At 46.4% G+C, this 14,763-nt stretch carries 13 protein-coding genes; 7 read left to right on the top strand and 6 right to left on the bottom strand.

Annotated elements, in window-relative coordinates:
- Positions 1-192: 192 nt before the first annotated feature.
- The 3 genes from J2Z66_RS32175 to J2Z66_RS32185 form a co-directional block, all read right to left on the bottom strand.
- Entirely contained in the window at positions 193-1,539 is a 1,347-nt protein-coding gene (locus tag J2Z66_RS32175; RefSeq protein WP_209976867.1) for a sensor histidine kinase, read from the bottom strand.
- A complete protein-coding gene (locus tag J2Z66_RS32180; protein ID WP_209976868.1) occupies positions 1,536-2,213 on the bottom strand; it encodes a response regulator transcription factor in 678 nt (225 codons plus the stop codon). The genes J2Z66_RS32175 and J2Z66_RS32180 overlap by 4 nt, the downstream gene beginning before the upstream one ends.
- Before the next feature lie 944 nt (positions 2,214-3,157).
- Complete coding sequence (locus J2Z66_RS32185; protein WP_209976869.1) at positions 3,158-3,946, bottom strand: hypothetical protein; 789 nt, start codon at positions 3,944-3,946, stop codon at positions 3,158-3,160.
- Positions 3,947-4,149: 203 nt separating this feature from the next.
- Between J2Z66_RS32185 and J2Z66_RS32190 the strand changes: the two genes are divergently transcribed.
- Complete coding sequence (locus J2Z66_RS32190; RefSeq protein ID WP_209976870.1) at positions 4,150-4,500, top strand: hypothetical protein; 351 nt, start codon at positions 4,150-4,152, stop codon at positions 4,498-4,500.
- 96 nt (positions 4,501-4,596) lie between these two features.
- On the opposite strand, the gene J2Z66_RS32195 is transcribed toward J2Z66_RS32190, so the two are convergent.
- Positions 4,597-5,496 (bottom strand): LysR family transcriptional regulator, encoded by a 900-nt coding sequence (locus J2Z66_RS32195; protein WP_209976871.1) that lies wholly within the window; start codon positions 5,494-5,496, stop codon positions 4,597-4,599.
- Between the two features lie 165 nt (positions 5,497-5,661).
- On the opposite strand from J2Z66_RS32195, the gene tkt reads away from it, so the two are divergent.
- Together tkt and J2Z66_RS32205 are read left to right on the top strand one after the other, a co-directional pair.
- Positions 5,662-7,710 carry a transketolase gene (gene tkt, locus J2Z66_RS32200; protein ID WP_209976912.1) on the top strand — a complete coding sequence of 683 codons (2,049 nt, stop codon included), beginning with the start codon at positions 5,662-5,664 and terminating at the stop codon, positions 7,708-7,710.
- Between the two features lie 226 nt (positions 7,711-7,936).
- Positions 7,937-8,428 carry an NUDIX hydrolase gene (locus tag J2Z66_RS32205; RefSeq protein ID WP_209976872.1) on the top strand — a complete coding sequence of 164 codons (492 nt, stop codon included), beginning with the start codon at positions 7,937-7,939 and terminating at the stop codon, positions 8,426-8,428.
- A gap of 23 nt (positions 8,429-8,451) precedes the next feature.
- On the opposite strand, the gene J2Z66_RS32210 is transcribed toward J2Z66_RS32205, so the two are convergent.
- Together J2Z66_RS32210 and J2Z66_RS32215 are read right to left on the bottom strand one after the other, a co-directional pair.
- Positions 8,452-9,372: an AraC family transcriptional regulator gene (locus J2Z66_RS32210; RefSeq protein WP_209976873.1), complete on the bottom strand. Its 921-nt coding sequence runs from the start codon at positions 9,370-9,372 to the stop codon at positions 8,452-8,454.
- 53 nt (positions 9,373-9,425) lie between these two features.
- Positions 9,426-10,844 carry an extracellular solute-binding protein gene (locus J2Z66_RS32215; RefSeq protein ID WP_209976874.1) on the bottom strand — a complete coding sequence of 473 codons (1,419 nt, stop codon included), beginning with the start codon at positions 10,842-10,844 and terminating at the stop codon, positions 9,426-9,428.
- Between the two features lie 429 nt (positions 10,845-11,273).
- On the opposite strand from J2Z66_RS32215, the gene J2Z66_RS32220 reads away from it, so the two are divergent.
- The 4 genes from J2Z66_RS32220 (at position 11,274) to J2Z66_RS32235 (ending at position 14,677) form a co-directional block, all read left to right on the top strand.
- Positions 11,274-11,960 (top strand): response regulator transcription factor, encoded by a 687-nt coding sequence (locus tag J2Z66_RS32220; RefSeq protein WP_209976875.1) that lies wholly within the window; start codon positions 11,274-11,276, stop codon positions 11,958-11,960.
- Between the two features lie 118 nt (positions 11,961-12,078).
- Positions 12,079-13,008 (top strand): ABC transporter ATP-binding protein, encoded by a 930-nt coding sequence (locus J2Z66_RS32225; protein WP_209976876.1) that lies wholly within the window; start codon positions 12,079-12,081, stop codon positions 13,006-13,008.
- Positions 13,001-13,744 carry an ABC transporter permease gene (locus J2Z66_RS32230; RefSeq protein ID WP_209976877.1) on the top strand — a complete coding sequence of 248 codons (744 nt, stop codon included), beginning with the start codon at positions 13,001-13,003 and terminating at the stop codon, positions 13,742-13,744. The genes J2Z66_RS32225 and J2Z66_RS32230 overlap by 8 nt, the downstream gene beginning before the upstream one ends.
- A gap of 12 nt (positions 13,745-13,756) precedes the next feature.
- On the top strand, positions 13,757-14,677 hold the full coding sequence (locus J2Z66_RS32235; RefSeq protein WP_209976878.1) for a sensor histidine kinase: 921 nt from the start codon (positions 13,757-13,759) through the stop codon (positions 14,675-14,677).
- The last annotated feature ends 86 nt before the right edge of the window (positions 14,678-14,763 follow it).

The following is a 14,763-nucleotide window of genomic DNA, read 5'->3' on the forward strand; positions in this document are numbered from 1 at the left end:
AAGCGCCTGCGGACTGGTTTTTTTACTGGACTAAAGTAGAGTATAGAAATACTTCCGAGGAACGAGCGATCTCTTTTTAAACTCACTAAATTGCCCAATAAAAAAAGTGATGGCGCAGGAACAACTCCCACTCCACCACTTTTTAATTGCTGCTTTCCAGTCAGGTTTCAGCATCTTACTTATTTATTGAATCTAATTGAAGCGAAAAGTGAAGGCAATGCCTTCTCCCGAAGGTCCATTCTCTACTCCGATCACAACCCGGTGCAAGTCCGCAGTTCTTTTGACAATCATCAAGCCAAGCCCGAATTTGCCATCTTTGCCTTTTTGAAAAGGCTGAAAAAGCTGCGCGCTCATATCCTCGGATATGGACGGTCCATCATTGCTGATGCGGAGCATCGTTCCCTGCTCATCCTCGTGAAGCACAACACGGACTTCAGACTGTGCGTAGCGGATCTGATTATCGATTAAATTTTCCATCGCAATCATCCACTGCTCTTCATACCCCTCTATCACGAAGGATGGCAGCTCTCTATGCCAGGAAAGCTCCGGCCTTTTCCAGCGCAAGCGCTCCACCGTCTCTTCGATGACATCGGCCAGATCAAATGTAACCTGCTCCGGCCCCGCATACGCCCGCAAATAATCCAGCTTCGTTAAATAAAGCAGGTTCTGAACACGATGCTCAAGACGCTCCGCTTCCTGATCAATAACCAGTATGGAGCCATTCACATCCCCTTTCGGGAAAATCCCCTCTTGAATCGCATTAGTATAGCTGCGTATAACCATGATCGGCGTTTTCAACTCATGCGAAATATGCTGCAAAAAGCTCTGCTGCGCCTGATCCTGCAAAACCAGCTTCTGCCGCATAGACTCTATAGAGTCAGCCAGCTGTCCAATCTCATCCCCGCGCGAGGAGGTTGCCACAGGATCATGCCAATCGCGCTCGGCAATGCGCTTCACCTGCCTGGCCATTTGTCCGAGCGGCCTAGACACATAGCGGACCATCCACAGTGAAGGCAGCCAGCTAAACAGCAGCACCACGAGGATCAGATAAAGCAGCTTGCGGTAAAGCTCAGTAACCAGCTCCTGCTGAAACGTTTCCCACACATAAGAAAACAAATAGGACGATTTCGGGCCTGCATCCGCTTTGCTAATCACATACTGGATGCTCGAATCATCGATGCTCATGCCGTAGCGCTCGGTTTCAGATTTTTGCGATAAAGCCTGCTCCTGTACCCTTTCCCAGAATTGCTGCGAAAAGCTGTTTCTAGGCCCCGTAGGTTTCCCCTTATGATCCAGGATAATATGCCGTACCGTGCGGGAATCCTGTTGCTCTTTATCCCTTTCATTCGGCTTCTGGAATGGCCCTTCCAAGCCCCCGTTAAGAATACTGTTCTGCGAATCCTCAATAGTCAGATAAATTTGATTAGCAAAAAAGCTCCTTAACGTCGAGGGTAAAATTAAAACCAGAAAAATAGAAAGAGCCAGCAATAAAGAAGCAAATACGAGCCATATCTTGATGCCAAGCGGGAGCTTCCTCATCCCGTCACCATCCGGTATCCATAACCGTACATTGTTTCAATCCGCAGCTCCGGCAGCTTTTTGCGCAATCTACGAATCAAATCATCAACTACCCTGTCCGTCCCAAAATAATCATCTCCCCACACCTGCCTCAGCACTTGCTCCCTAGAAAAAGCTTGCCCCTGGTGCTGCAGAAAAAGTAGAAGAATATCAAACTCCTTAGAGGTCAAATCCACTACATCTCCAGAATCGTGAACCATCCGTTTCTGCTCATCAATCGCATACGGCCCTATCTCTCTAACCTGGTCGGTCACTCCCGCGCTTCTTACCGTGTATACCCGCTCAAGCAGTTTTTTGACCCGGATTACCAGCTCCCTGGGCAGAAAAGGCTTCGGCAAGTAATCATCACTGCCCATCTCAAGACCAATAACACGATCGAGCTCCGCATCCCTGGCAGAGATAAACACAATTGGCGTAGTAGGATATTTGGACTTAATCTCTCTTAACAGCGCAAATCCGTCAGTATCCGGCAGCATAATGTCCAGAATCCACAAATCTGCAGGTGTATCCATATAGGGACGCATCTCTTCCCCCGATAAAAAAGAGCTAACCTCCCAGCCCGCCTTCTGCAAATAGGAGGTGAGCACTTGATTCAAATTAGCTTCATCTTCCACTAAATAAATACGATAGGCCATATCCGTTCGACTCCCCTTCCAATTCCGATACCTCCTGTCACAGGGGAACGTTACTTGATACATTCTGGAAATTGTTCTTGATTTCCTGCTATATTAGGAAATCGTTTTGCGGCGTCCTTTGAGGTTAGTATACGTGATGTTGGTGCATGGAGGGAGGGAATGGCTGTGGCCTCCAGCCGCTGTTAAAGATTTGTTCCCTGAATGGTATCGATGAGGAGGTAGGAACAAATCTTTAAAGGCGGACGCTACCGCTCTTCCACCCACAGCCATCCCCTCTCTTTAGCTACAATCGCACGAACCACACAAACACCAAGCTCAAACGGACAACCAGCTAGGGGTTTTCTCTTGATTAGAGGAGATTTCCTAGCGGAGGCAGGCGCTGGGAACGAAGCGGCGGGCAGTTGAGAAGGATCTGCTACTTTAACGATGTTTTTCACCGTTAAAAGCACTGGTCCTCTACACATCCTTACTTTAACGATGAAAAATATCGTTAAAATCCCTTTTAACCCCAGTAGTTAGGCCATCCCCCCTCTTTTAGCGATGAAAATCATCATTAACGTGACGGTTTGACCCGGAACACTTACTTTAACGTTGAAAAACATCACTAAGTGAAACACGCGAAGCACGTGAAGCAAACGAAGCAAAAGAAACAAAAGAAACAAACGGGCTGCCAGTAGAGGTTGCTTCCTGAGGGAAGGGGATAGTGGCGATAGGGAAAATCTGCGCTTCAGATTCTCATACGACTCCAATTCCTTACCACATTAAAACTCTGTCGCTTTACCGCTGTAAAGAATTTTATATACCTAGACATTAGAGAAAAAACGCATGAGAGAAACCATGCGTTCTTCATTCATCTCATCTTCAAGCATCCCCATAGATTCTCATACTTCTCATACTATCCACGTACATCTCCATGCATTCCCGGATCATCACCCGAGTTCATTTTACTGCACTGCAACCCCAGCAGAAGCTTCTGCTGCTTTGGTTTGCAGCTTGGTTAATTGCTCGCTTAAACGCTCATTTTGAACTTTCAGATCTTCAAGCAGCTTTGGCAATACTTGTGTGATTTGAGCTGTATCTCCACTGTCTACAAGAGTCTGCACAGCTGTTTCGAACTCATCATGAAGCGCTTTGCTGGCTTCCTTCTTGGCTTGTGCTGCAGCTTGCGCCTCAGCTTTTGCTGCAGTATCGGCTTCCGTATCGGTAGCAGCTGCTTCTGGTTTGACCGGCTTATTGGCTTCTCTCAGCTGTTTGATTTGCTCATCCGCCTGCTCCTGAGTAAGCTCTCCACTTTCCACCTTCGCTTTGATCGCCTCAATTGCAGCTTTATCCGCATCCCTAAGCGTTTTGATTTGTTCTTCTAACAAATTCTGCGCCTCGAACACCGATTTAAAACCGCTCAACTGGTCAGGAGCATATTTTTCAGTAAGTAATAGTAAGTATTCTTCGCCGTGAACGCCTTTTAATCCAGCTTGTCCCGCTCCTTTGCTTCCATCATGCGAGCCCCCTTTTCCTGGACCTTTGCCTTTACCTTGGCCTCTGCCTTGCCCATCTCCTTCTCGCGGTCCGTTGCCGCGCTCACCTTTATCTCCAAAAGCTGTGCCTTTTTCCTTTATCTCGTGAGGTGTAGTCGCTGATGGCATGCTTAAATCCGTTGCCGCAAAAACCGATACTCCCGGGATAGCTACCATCATCGCAATTACCGCTGAAGCCCATACTGTTTTCTTTTTCATCTTCCAACATCTCCTTTGTGATCTGGTCTCTTAACTACTCCCTTACTATAAACATTCATTTTGGTGCAAATATCGTATTATTATGGGAAATTGTGTGAAGCCGGGAGAAACAGTCATTTTTTTGATTCAAATCTGGACAGAGCGTGTATTAAATAACGAGCCCACAATGAACAGGTACCATTAGAGAGGAGAATGAACATCAGATGTCTTTAGCACTCTTGGAAACACCAACTCCAATTTCAGAAGCCTCCAATACATATAAGTTGTTCGCAGAATCGGATGAAAAGTTCGTCCTTGCCCATAGATATTTAGTTTGGATCGGAGATAATGAGGACTTGGATTTTGAAAATGCCGCAGAAGCAGATGCCAGAGTTTACGACTTGGTCCAATCCGGCTTACCCCGGGAATCGCTCGTCATCAAAACCTATTGGTATATATGTGCAGGAAGCGAGGACGATCACCTGATAGCGCAGCGCTACACGCATTATGACGAAGCCTGTGAAGCTATATCCCGCGCCAAAAAAAGATGGTTCAATCATCAAATGAGCATGTAAAGCACCCAACTTCTATATAAGACTAAAAAGATGGCTAAAAAGGGCTCCCCCACTGATTTTTATTGGGACCCTTTTTTTGCGTATTTCCTTAAATAGTCAAGCTTCATCATACTCCACATTCAAATACTGCCCGAAAAAAGATTTGGTTGCAGGGGTAAGCCGCCTGTTTTTCAGAAAGGCTATGGCGATTTTGCGCGGCGGTATCGGTTCGGCCAGTTTGATTTCAAAAAGGGAGCCGTTGTCTAATTCAGACTGTACGAATTGCTTCGTTACAAATGAAATGCCCAGCCCGGCTTTGGCAAATTCGATTAATAAATCGACACTTGCCAGCTCGATCTCCGGCTCGATCATCACGCCATGAGAAAGTGCGAATTCCTGAATAAATTTACGTGAGCTGCTCGTTTTTGAAAATAAGATGAGCGGGTATTTGATTAGCTGCTGCAGCGAGATTTCATTTTGTACCAAGCTCAAATACCTCGGTCCAACCACGAAGCTGTCCTGTACAGTGATCGTCTCTAAAATAACTAGTGCTTCATCCTGCAAGGGCAGGCGGACGATGCCGAAATCTATGCGCCCCTCCTTCACATTTCGAATAATTTCCGGGGTTGTCCCGTGCATTAAGTCGAGGCGGATTTGAGGATGATCGTTACAGAAGCGACCAAGGGACGGTAGCAAATAGTACTTGCACAGCGAGTCGCTGCTGCCTAATCGCAGTTCGCCTCGCATCAGATTTTTGATCTCTGCAATTTGCCTTTCTCCTGATTCAAGAAGATAAAAAGCTTGCTCCACTTGAGCGTAGAGCACCTGCCCTTCCTCAGACAACCGGACACCTTTGGCACCACGGTGAAAAAGTGTAACTGCCAGTTCATTCTCAAGCTGTTTAATAGCATGGCTTACACTAGGCTGTGTGATAAATAAGCGCTCTGCTGCTCTGGATAAGTTCCGCTCCCTGGCAGCCCAATAGAAAGCGCGATACAGCTCCAAATTGGCAATCATGTATTACCTCCATCTATACCAAGTATGTATATTATCGATTTCATAAATATCTATATGTTTATTATAATCAGGTCTACGAGGATTGATAAGTCGGTTGCACAAAATCATGACTTTAGTCACGAGGTAAAAAAAGCTTATTTTTCGAGGAGGGCTTACATTATGATCATGTTAAACTTGAACAGACAGCTTGACTACAAAGCTGTGACTACCATCCGGACACTTGCCATCGACGCCGTCGATAAGGCTAATTCCGGACATCCTGGCATGCCGATGGGGGCAGCGCCGATGGCCTACGAGCTATGGTCCCGCTTTCTGAGCCACAATCCGGACAATCCGCATTGGATCAACCGGGATCGTTTTGTTTTGTCGGCCGGTCACGGCTCCATGCTGCTTTACAGCTTGCTGCATCTGTTTGGGTATGATCTTCCGCTGAAAGAGCTGCAAAACTTCCGCCAATGGGGCAGCCTTACGCCGGGTCATCCCGAACATGGGCATACACCCGGGGTGGATGCAACCACAGGACCTCTCGGCCAAGGAATTGGTATGGCTGTCGGGATGGCGCTCGCAGAAGCCCATTTGGCTGCAACTTATAACCGTGACCAATTCAAGCTGATTGACCACTATACCTATGCTATTTGTGGAGATGGGGACATCATGGAAGGTGTCACTGGAGAAGCCGCCTCACTGGCCGGACATCTCAAGCTTGGCAAACTAATTGTGCTATATGACTCCAATGATATTTCCTTGGACGGCGATCTCAGCCTCTCCTTCTCCGAAAATGTCCAGAAGCGTTTCGAGGGCTATAATTGGCATGTTCAATTAGTGAAGGACGGCAATGATTTGGAGGAAATCAACAAGGCTCTCGCTGCTGCACAGGCAGACCCACGTCCTTCCTTGATTGAGGTCAAGACGACGATTGGCTACGGAAGCCCCAACAAAAGCGGCAAAGCAGGCGAGCACGGTTCGCACGGAGTCCCTCTTGGGAAACAGGAAACCCTGCTGACCAAGGAATTTTACGGATGGCCGAGCGAGCCTCAGTTCTATATCCCTGAAGAAGTGCAAGCGCATCTGGGCGAATTAAAAAAGCAAGGCAAAGCGAAAGAAGCCTCATGGAATGAATTGCTCCAAGCCTACGGTCAGGCCCATCCTGAATTAGCCAAACAGTTTGACACCGCGATACATGGAAACTTGCCGGAAGGATGGGATGCAGAGCTGCCGCTTTACCAACCGGAGGACAAGGCAATAGCTACACGTGCCGCATCCGAGCTGGCACTGAACGCCATCGCTAAAACTGTCCCTTATTTAGTAGGAGGATCTGCGGATCTGGAGTCGTCAACAAAGACCGGGATGAAAGCTTCTGGCCGCTTAACGGGGGATGATTATGGCCAGCGCAACATTTTCTTTGGTGTGCGGGAATTCGCTATGGGCGCGGCGGCTAACGGTATGCTGCTGCATACCGGTGTGCGGGCGTTCGTTGGAACTTTTTTCGTATTCTCCGACTATCTTCGCCCTTCCATCCGTTTGGCCGCAATTATGAATCTGCCGGTCATTTATGTATTCACTCATGATAGCATTGCGGTCGGTGAGGATGGGCCTACGCATGAGCCGATTGAACAGTTAGCCGCGCTTCGCTGCATTCCGGGCATCACGGTGCTTCGTCCTGCTGACGCTAATGAAACCAGCCTAGCTTGGAAGCATGCGGTGCAAAATCAGTCAGGACCATGTGCGCTGGTCTTATCGAGGCAGGCGCTGCCGATCTTGCCAGGTACCCTCGAGCTGGCTCCGCAGGGATTGAGCCGTGGTGCTTATGTTCTATCTGACGCGATGAATTCTGATGGGGCGAGCAGTGAACCAAAAGCACAGATTATCGCTACAGGTTCAGAGGTACAGTTGGCTTTGGAGGCACAGAAGCAGCTAGAAGAACGAGGTATTCCAATTCGTGTAATTAGCATGCCAAGCTGGGAGTTGTTCGACAAACAGCCACAATCCTACCAGGATGCTGTGATCCTTCCTGATTTGGATGCAACTTTAGCCATTGAGATGGGTTCGCCGCAGGGCTGGCACCAGTACGTAGGCCGCAAAGGGGATGTCATGGCGATAAATCGTTTCGGAGCTTCTGCTCCAGCTGCTCTAGTTATTAAAGAGTATGGATTTACAGTTGAGCATGTCGTGTCCCGAGTCGAAGCGTTGCTGCATAGAACAAGCCGAATATAGAGCCGGTCGAGCTGGTCATCAAACCGACCAAAATTTGTAATGAAAATGAAATCTTATTTTCATCTTGTTTTAATGAATCAAGCCTATAATAAGACTCAACCCCCTTTTTAATATATATACACTTTAGACCCGCAGCCCGTTGCTGTGGGTCTCCTTTTTGTCATTTATCATTTGCAATTCATGCATTTGTTTAAGCTTTAATAACGAAAAAAGGAGCACCCATCATATGATGATTTCTTATGAGACAGGACCCAATAAGTTTCACTGCAGAGCGGCCAGCATTATTTTGCATAATAATAAAGTGCTTCTGCAAAGATTGGTCAATGAACACGCATGGTTCATACCTGGAGGCAGGGTGGAATTCAATGAGGCTGCGGAACAAACAATTGAACGGGAAATGCTTGAAGAATTTGATGTATCTATTTTAGATAGGAGAATGGTCTGGATCGTTGAAAATTTCGTTGAATTTGCTGATAGGCGTATACATGAGATTGGCTTATTTTTTCTCGTTACCTTGCCGGAAAACCACCCCATATATAAACATGACAGTGAGTTTGCAGGGGTTGAAGATGGGTTCATTCATAGGTGGGTTTCTATGGATAAGCTGGATGATTACCTTATAGTTCCAGAATTCGTTGTACCGGAATTAAAGCTCTTAAACATACATGAAGGTATACAAGCAGGCGTAAAACACATTGTAAATAGAAGTGTACGATAAAATGTAAAAGGGTGTATGGCGCGCTACGAGTGCATAACGACCCTCTGATCTACAATGTGGTACTTTTCTTCGATCTTCAGCTCGATGATTTCCTTCATCTTTTGCCGGTACTGCAGTGGCGACATTTTCTCCTTGGCAGTAAAACGACGGCTTAAATAGTGCACCGTTTGAAAACCGACTCTAGCGGAAATTTCGGTAATCGAAAGCTCTGTATTGACTAGCAGCTCCTTTGCCTCCTGGATGCGCCAATTGTTCAAATATTGCATCGGTGATACTTTGTAACGCTCGCAAAATACCCGGCATAAATGAGCTCGGCTCACTGCCAATTGCTGGGCAAGCTCTTTAAGAATAATTTTCTGGTCATAGTTCCCGTGAAAATATTGAAGAGCCTTGCTGGCTACGTCATCGCCAAACTCGGTTTTTCCAAGAAGGACATTCGCGGCGGCATCCCTTTCTTCGGAAAAGCTGGATAGGTTCGTTATCGCAGGAATATCCTCCTGGCTTTCTATGCTGCGGGATCGCTGTATATTCATGATGAATTCAATAAAATTAGCCGTAATAATTTCCTTATATTGTGGTCGACAGTGTATCGCTTCCTCCAGCATAGCTTCCAGAATCATTTTTATTTTCACATTCGGAACGACCATTTTCAACGACATTAGCTTCAGATACGCCTCTAATTGAGGATCGTTGACAAGGGCCTTTACTTCGATCGTACATAAAGGCCTTGAAGCATCCGAAAGCAAACTGTGATTCGTGTCTGGAGGAATAATGTACATATCGTTTTTATGCATATTGTATTGGACACCATTCGCTAAGAGCGTTCCGCTTCCGCCTACCACATATAATAGATGATGAAAGTTATGGCAATGATTGATGACGTAGCTCTCGTACTTGTACTTGCATCTTGATATGAAGAGTACTCTCGTCGATTTAAAGCTCATCCGTTCCTCCACCTCTGCTTATATTTTAGGTTGACCTGGCAGGCCTGCACGCCTTATTCATTAATACTCGTTAATTCTCGTTTCTTTTGCTTGCCCGCCCGCTCTGTTTCCCGCGCTGACAATTTATCAACGATCCTGTCGCACATCTCTTCTTCATCCAGCAGATCTGCCCAGTAAGCCTTCATCTGTCCAGCGAGTAGATGATTCAACCGCCATGGAAAATTCAATTCGCTGTGCATGCGGTAAGAAGATATAATTTCGCGGTACAGCCCATACCTGCTAGGCCTAGATGCAGCCGATTGCTCAGTCCTTTCTATTTGCTGCAAGGCAGGCAGGCTTAGCGTAATCTCACCTATCATATTCTGCGTCCGCCTCGATACAAAGTAGTCAATCAGTATTTGGGCCGCTTCCTTATTCCGGGAAAACCGATTCATCCCAAAGCCGATAGCTACCAGCAGCGTTCGCGGTTCGTGGATATAAGGCACTGGCGTTATGTCGTAATCAAGACCTGTGTTTCGGAGCACGTTCATCCCCATATAGCTGATAAGAATCATCGAGACTTTGCCTTCTATAAACAACTCATTAATATCATCATTGTTTTCTGATAAATAAAGCGGGAATATATCGCGGTTCAGAATAATCTGCTTGCCCAGCTTCATCCCTTCCAGCAGCTTCGTACCACGGAAATCGCGGAGTCTGGTCCCCTCCCATTCGAAGCGGTCACCACTCTGCAGCAAAAATAACGGCCAGCGGTTTTCTGAAAGAATATGAAAGCAGAAGCCAAATCTCCCCTCGTTCTCGGACAGCTTTGTCGCGTTTTTGGCCAAGTCCTCCCAGGTCCAACCCCCATGAGGTTCAGGGATATTACGTTCTTTGAAATGGGCCCGGTTGTAGCACAGTACGATCGGAGAGAATATGGCAGGCAGCACGTACTGCTGATCATCTACTATAAAAGCATCGTTCAAAAAAGGATACACGTCCTCCGAGCCAATAAGAGGTTCCAGCATAGTATGCAGGCCATCTTCCTTCAACTGTTGGAACTGCGTAGAATCCACTGTAATCACGTCAGCCTGCTGATAATCCCGATTCTCATTGAACGGCATATCCGAAAATGGGACGGTATCTACACGGATCCACGGATGCAAGCGGTGAAAATCATCCAGCAGCGTACTTAAAGAAAAATCACGCTCGATCGATTCTGAACAAGCCAATGTCAACGTAACGCTCACACGCTGTACGTTGTTCACCCGGTTGCCGACCCGCGGTATTTTCACGATGAGGCCTTCCTCGACGAGCTTCTCCATACCTTTGCGTACCGACTTATTGCTTAATTGGAACCTCTTGGCCAAATCCGATTCAGAAGGCAGGAAGGAATTGGCGGGAAAGATTCCCCCATGAATATCCTGGCGCAATTGTTCAGCCATCTGCTCCAGCTGGAGCTGAAACTCTTTATTCGTCGGTTTTGCTTTCATTTGAGCAACACTCCGTTTTCGTATGGCTAACTTCAGATTATGATCCTTATACTTCCAGGTGTAATTCCCTAACTTGAATTTCCTTCATATTCCATTACTTTTCTAATGTTTATTTCATGTGTTTATGTACACTAGTTATAATTAAACCACTATTTAATCATCATTATAAGGTTGTAATTAAGCGCTGTCAACACTAAAAACGTACACTAGAAGGCGTTTAAACCCTCATTATATACATCAGAGAACAAAGTATTGCCAGCATCACCCGGCGGGAGCTCCGATAGCTCTACTTCCATGCATATCAAGCTCTTGGAATAAAGAATCCTGAGGACTTTTAATATATAATGAAAGGACTACGCTTAAACTAAAAGAAGTTACACGGATTTCAAAAATAAGTGTGTACTTATATTTCTGGAAAGTAGGGAAACTATGCCCCTCAACATATTAGTCGTTGAAGATGATACGGATATTAACCGGCTGCTAGGCACTCTTTTGGGCAAGCAAGGGTACCAGACAGAGTCGGCGTTCTCCGGTAGTGAAGCGAAGCTGCTTTTGTCTATGCGGGAGTATGACCTGGTTTTGCTGGATTTGATGCTGCCCGGAATGCCCGGAGAAGAACTGATGAAGGACATCCGCAGTCACTCCTATGTGCCAGTCATCATTATCTCGGCTAAGGCGGAAACGAAAGACAAAATCGAGTTGCTCAAATATGGTGCCGATGATTATATAACGAAACCTTTTGATAAGGATGAGGTGCTGGCTCGGGTAGAGGCACAACTGCGGCGTTATAAAACATTCAGCCTTACTGAGCAGACAGCCAAGCAGCTGATTTATCAGGACCTTGTCCTGGATATTACTTCACGAACCGTTACATTGGCGGGGAATCCGGTCTCCCTTACTTCCAAAGAATTCGAATTGCTGACGATATTGGTACGGTCTCCTGGCAAATTATTCACGAGGGAAGATTTGTATCAAGCCGTGTGGCATGAAAAGTATGTCATTGAAGATAACACGATTAACGTACATATGAGCAATTTGCGCAGCAAGCTATCCAAAAACACCCCTGATCGAATTTATATCGAAACGGTTTGGGGCATCGGCTTTAAAATGGTCTGACTTTTTGCAGACTCTATTCGGACTCCATGCGAACTTTATGCTTTCTTTACGATTTTTTACGCTTCGTTAAGGACTTGCTGACAACTGATTAGGTAAAGTAAAGGTACGAGGTGATCAAATGATGTCAAACAACATAATATTAGCTGCACAATCATTGAACAAAACGTACGGATCCTTTACTGCTCTCCACCCCACTACCCTATCCATAGCCAAGGGGGAGATTCTTGGACTAGTTGGCAAAAATGGAGCCGGCAAGACAACTTTGTTAAAGCTTATTACGGGTCAGTGTCTCCCTACGGGTGGGGAACTGACGTTATTTTCGGAGACAACCCCCGAAGGGCTGCGGCAGGCGAGGCAAAGGATGGGGGCGATTGTAGAGACACCCTGCTTTTACCGTGATATGACGGCTAGGCAGAATCTGGAGTACTACCGGATTCAGCGCGGAATTCCTGGTAAGGAGAGAGTTGAGGCGGCGTTGCATGAAGTTGGTCTGAGGGATACGGGCAGCAAGAAATTCAGGGATTTTTCCTTAGGAATGAAGCAGCGGCTGGGACTTGCTCTGGCGTTGATGAATCATCCTGATTTTCTTGTATTGGATGAGCCGATAAATGGTCTTGACCCGCTGGGTATTGTGGAAATACGTGAACTACTGCTGACCTTGAACCGTGAAAAACAGATCACGATGCTCATTTCCGGACATGTGCTGGCAGAAATGCAGAGCCTGGCCACCACTTATGCGTTTATCGATGGGGGCAGAATGATCAAAACAATGACCGCACGGCAGCTTGAGGAAAGCTACGGACATTATCTCAGACTGGTGGTCGATCGCGAAACTGGAGCGGCGGCTCTTCTGGAAAGACATTTCCCAGATATTCGGTACAGTATCCAGCCCGACAAGTCTGTTCACATTTATAATTTGCAGGGACAGGCGGATGAAGTGACCCGGGTACTAGTAGGTAATCATATTCGGCTTTACTCACTGGAAAACAGAGGGACGAATCTGGAGGATTATTTTGTGTCCTTAGTGGGAGGGAGCAAAGATGTCTAATTATTTGAAAAGTGAGCTGTATCGGCTTGTTCGTAAAAAGGCATTCTATTTCTTTCTGGCCATTTGCATGCTTGGGCCTCTCATTGTAACATTATTGACAGCAACAACGGGAGGCGAGCTATACGCAAATACGGAGTTTGCCTTCAAATCGGCTATGAATATGTGGAGCTTAGTGTTTATTATAGTTCCAATCATAGTCAGTTTCTTGGTATCAGATGAATTTACCGATGGAGCGTTAAAAAATACAGTTGCGTATGGAATTACTCGTAGTACCGTTTTTTATGGCAAATGGATCATGGAGCTGCTGTTTTTGGGTATCTCCTGGCTGGTGACTTATATTTCATTGACTGCTAGTGTGTTTCTGCTGTTGCAGAACAACGGAACGACCCATTTTATGGATTTCACGGCGTCTATTGCAGGTGTACTACCACTGGTTCTCGCTGCACTTACTGTTTCCCATTGTCTTTGTTTTTTGACAGAGAAGCCGTTGCCCCATCTGGTATCTTATGCGCTCATAATCATTGCCTTGCCCGAGCTGTATTTCATGTTTGCTCATGGTATACCAGCATGGAGAGAGATCGTGGACAGGGTTCCGCTATTTCCTTATGCGGCGGCCAATGACTTCTTCTGGATGAAGTCAAACGGATTGCTTCTCTGCTGGATCATTGGAACAGCGTATGTACTTCTTGCTTTTCTGACTAGCGCCAGATGGGTGAAGACGAAAGAATTCAAGTAAAACCAAGGGAGCGTGACAAAATTGTTAACTGCTGTGTTGGCCGGAGTAGCGATCCTTTTTGCCACGCTTTATTGGTTGTTACGCAAATCTCTACGGCGGGCGACCGATCAAATTAGACAAATTTTGTCCGACCCGCTTACTAACCGGCATATCCACCTTCGTTCGCCTGACAAGGAACTGGAAGCGTTGCTGGTTGAAGTGAATCGGCTGCTCTCTGCCAAGCAGACCGATCGCATCCTTTATGAGCGAAAAGAAGGACAAATTCGCAAGCAGATTGCCAATATTACGCATGATTTGCGTACTCCGCTCACCTCGATGCTCGGCTATATGGAGCTGCTGCAGGAGGAACACCTGTCCACTGAAGAGGCTGAGGAATATCTGGTTGTTGTGGAGAAGCGCGCGAAGGCCTTGCGGTCACTCATTTGCAGTTTCTATGATTTATCAAGGATTGAAGCCAAGGATTATCCCATCGTGCTGCAAAAGGTCGATTTGCAGGTTCTACTAAAGCGGGTATTGGCCGATCATTACTCTGAAATTACCACTGCAGGATTCCAGGTCGTTCTTGATCTTTCGGACACGAATTGTTTTGTAATAGCAGATGAGGAGAGCGTGATACGCATTTATATGAATGTGCTGCAAAATGTTCTGAATCACGGACAGCGTTCCCTGCATGTGTTTCAAGGTGTGATGGATGACAAAATGGTCACGATTCTCTCCAATGAAACGATATCCCTGCAGGAAGAGGATCTCCCCTATTTGTTTGAACGAAGCTTCACTGGGGATCGAGCCCGTACGGAGCACAACAGCGGTTTGGGGCTCGCGGTAGTAAAGGGATTGATAGAGCAAATGGGCGGCTGCGTTCATGTGGAATATCATGCGTCTCTGTTTACGCTTCATTTGGAGTGGAATACACCGACAGCGACAAAAAAATAACGGAGCCCCTAGAGTGGCCCCGCAGTTGATCTTTGAATGGATGTCTCTATTGTCACTAACGTTTTTACTATCTCTATTGTCTCTAC

The sequence above is a fragment of the Paenibacillus eucommiae genome, from assembly GCF_017874215.1.
Classification (GTDB): Bacteria; Bacillota; Bacilli; order Paenibacillales; family NBRC-103111; genus Paenibacillus_AI; species Paenibacillus_AI eucommiae.

Excerpts from the sequence above, each read along its gene's own strand:
- J2Z66_RS32175 (WP_209976867.1), bottom strand. The coding sequence starts at position 1,539 with ATGAGGAAGCTCCCGCTTGGCATCAAGATATGGCTCGTATTTGCTTCT.
- J2Z66_RS32180 (WP_209976868.1), bottom strand. The coding sequence starts at position 2,213 with ATGGCCTATCGTATTTATTTAGTGGAAGATGAAGCTAATTTGAATCAA.
- J2Z66_RS32185 (WP_209976869.1), bottom strand. The coding sequence starts at position 3,946 with ATGAAAAAGAAAACAGTATGGGCTTCAGCGGTAATTGCGATGATGGTA.
- J2Z66_RS32190 (WP_209976870.1), top strand. The coding sequence starts at position 4,150 with ATGTCTTTAGCACTCTTGGAAACACCAACTCCAATTTCAGAAGCCTCC.
- J2Z66_RS32195 (WP_209976871.1), bottom strand. The coding sequence starts at position 5,496 with ATGATTGCCAATTTGGAGCTGTATCGCGCTTTCTATTGGGCTGCCAGG.
- tkt (WP_209976912.1), top strand. The coding sequence starts at position 5,662 with ATGTTAAACTTGAACAGACAGCTTGACTACAAAGCTGTGACTACCATC.
- J2Z66_RS32205 (WP_209976872.1), top strand. The coding sequence starts at position 7,937 with ATGATGATTTCTTATGAGACAGGACCCAATAAGTTTCACTGCAGAGCG.
- J2Z66_RS32210 (WP_209976873.1), bottom strand. The coding sequence starts at position 9,372 with ATGAGCTTTAAATCGACGAGAGTACTCTTCATATCAAGATGCAAGTAC.
- J2Z66_RS32215 (WP_209976874.1), bottom strand. The coding sequence starts at position 10,844 with ATGAAAGCAAAACCGACGAATAAAGAGTTTCAGCTCCAGCTGGAGCAG.
- J2Z66_RS32220 (WP_209976875.1), top strand. The coding sequence starts at position 11,274 with ATGCCCCTCAACATATTAGTCGTTGAAGATGATACGGATATTAACCGG.
- J2Z66_RS32225 (WP_209976876.1), top strand. The coding sequence starts at position 12,079 with ATGATGTCAAACAACATAATATTAGCTGCACAATCATTGAACAAAACG.
- J2Z66_RS32230 (WP_209976877.1), top strand. The coding sequence starts at position 13,001 with ATGTCTAATTATTTGAAAAGTGAGCTGTATCGGCTTGTTCGTAAAAAG.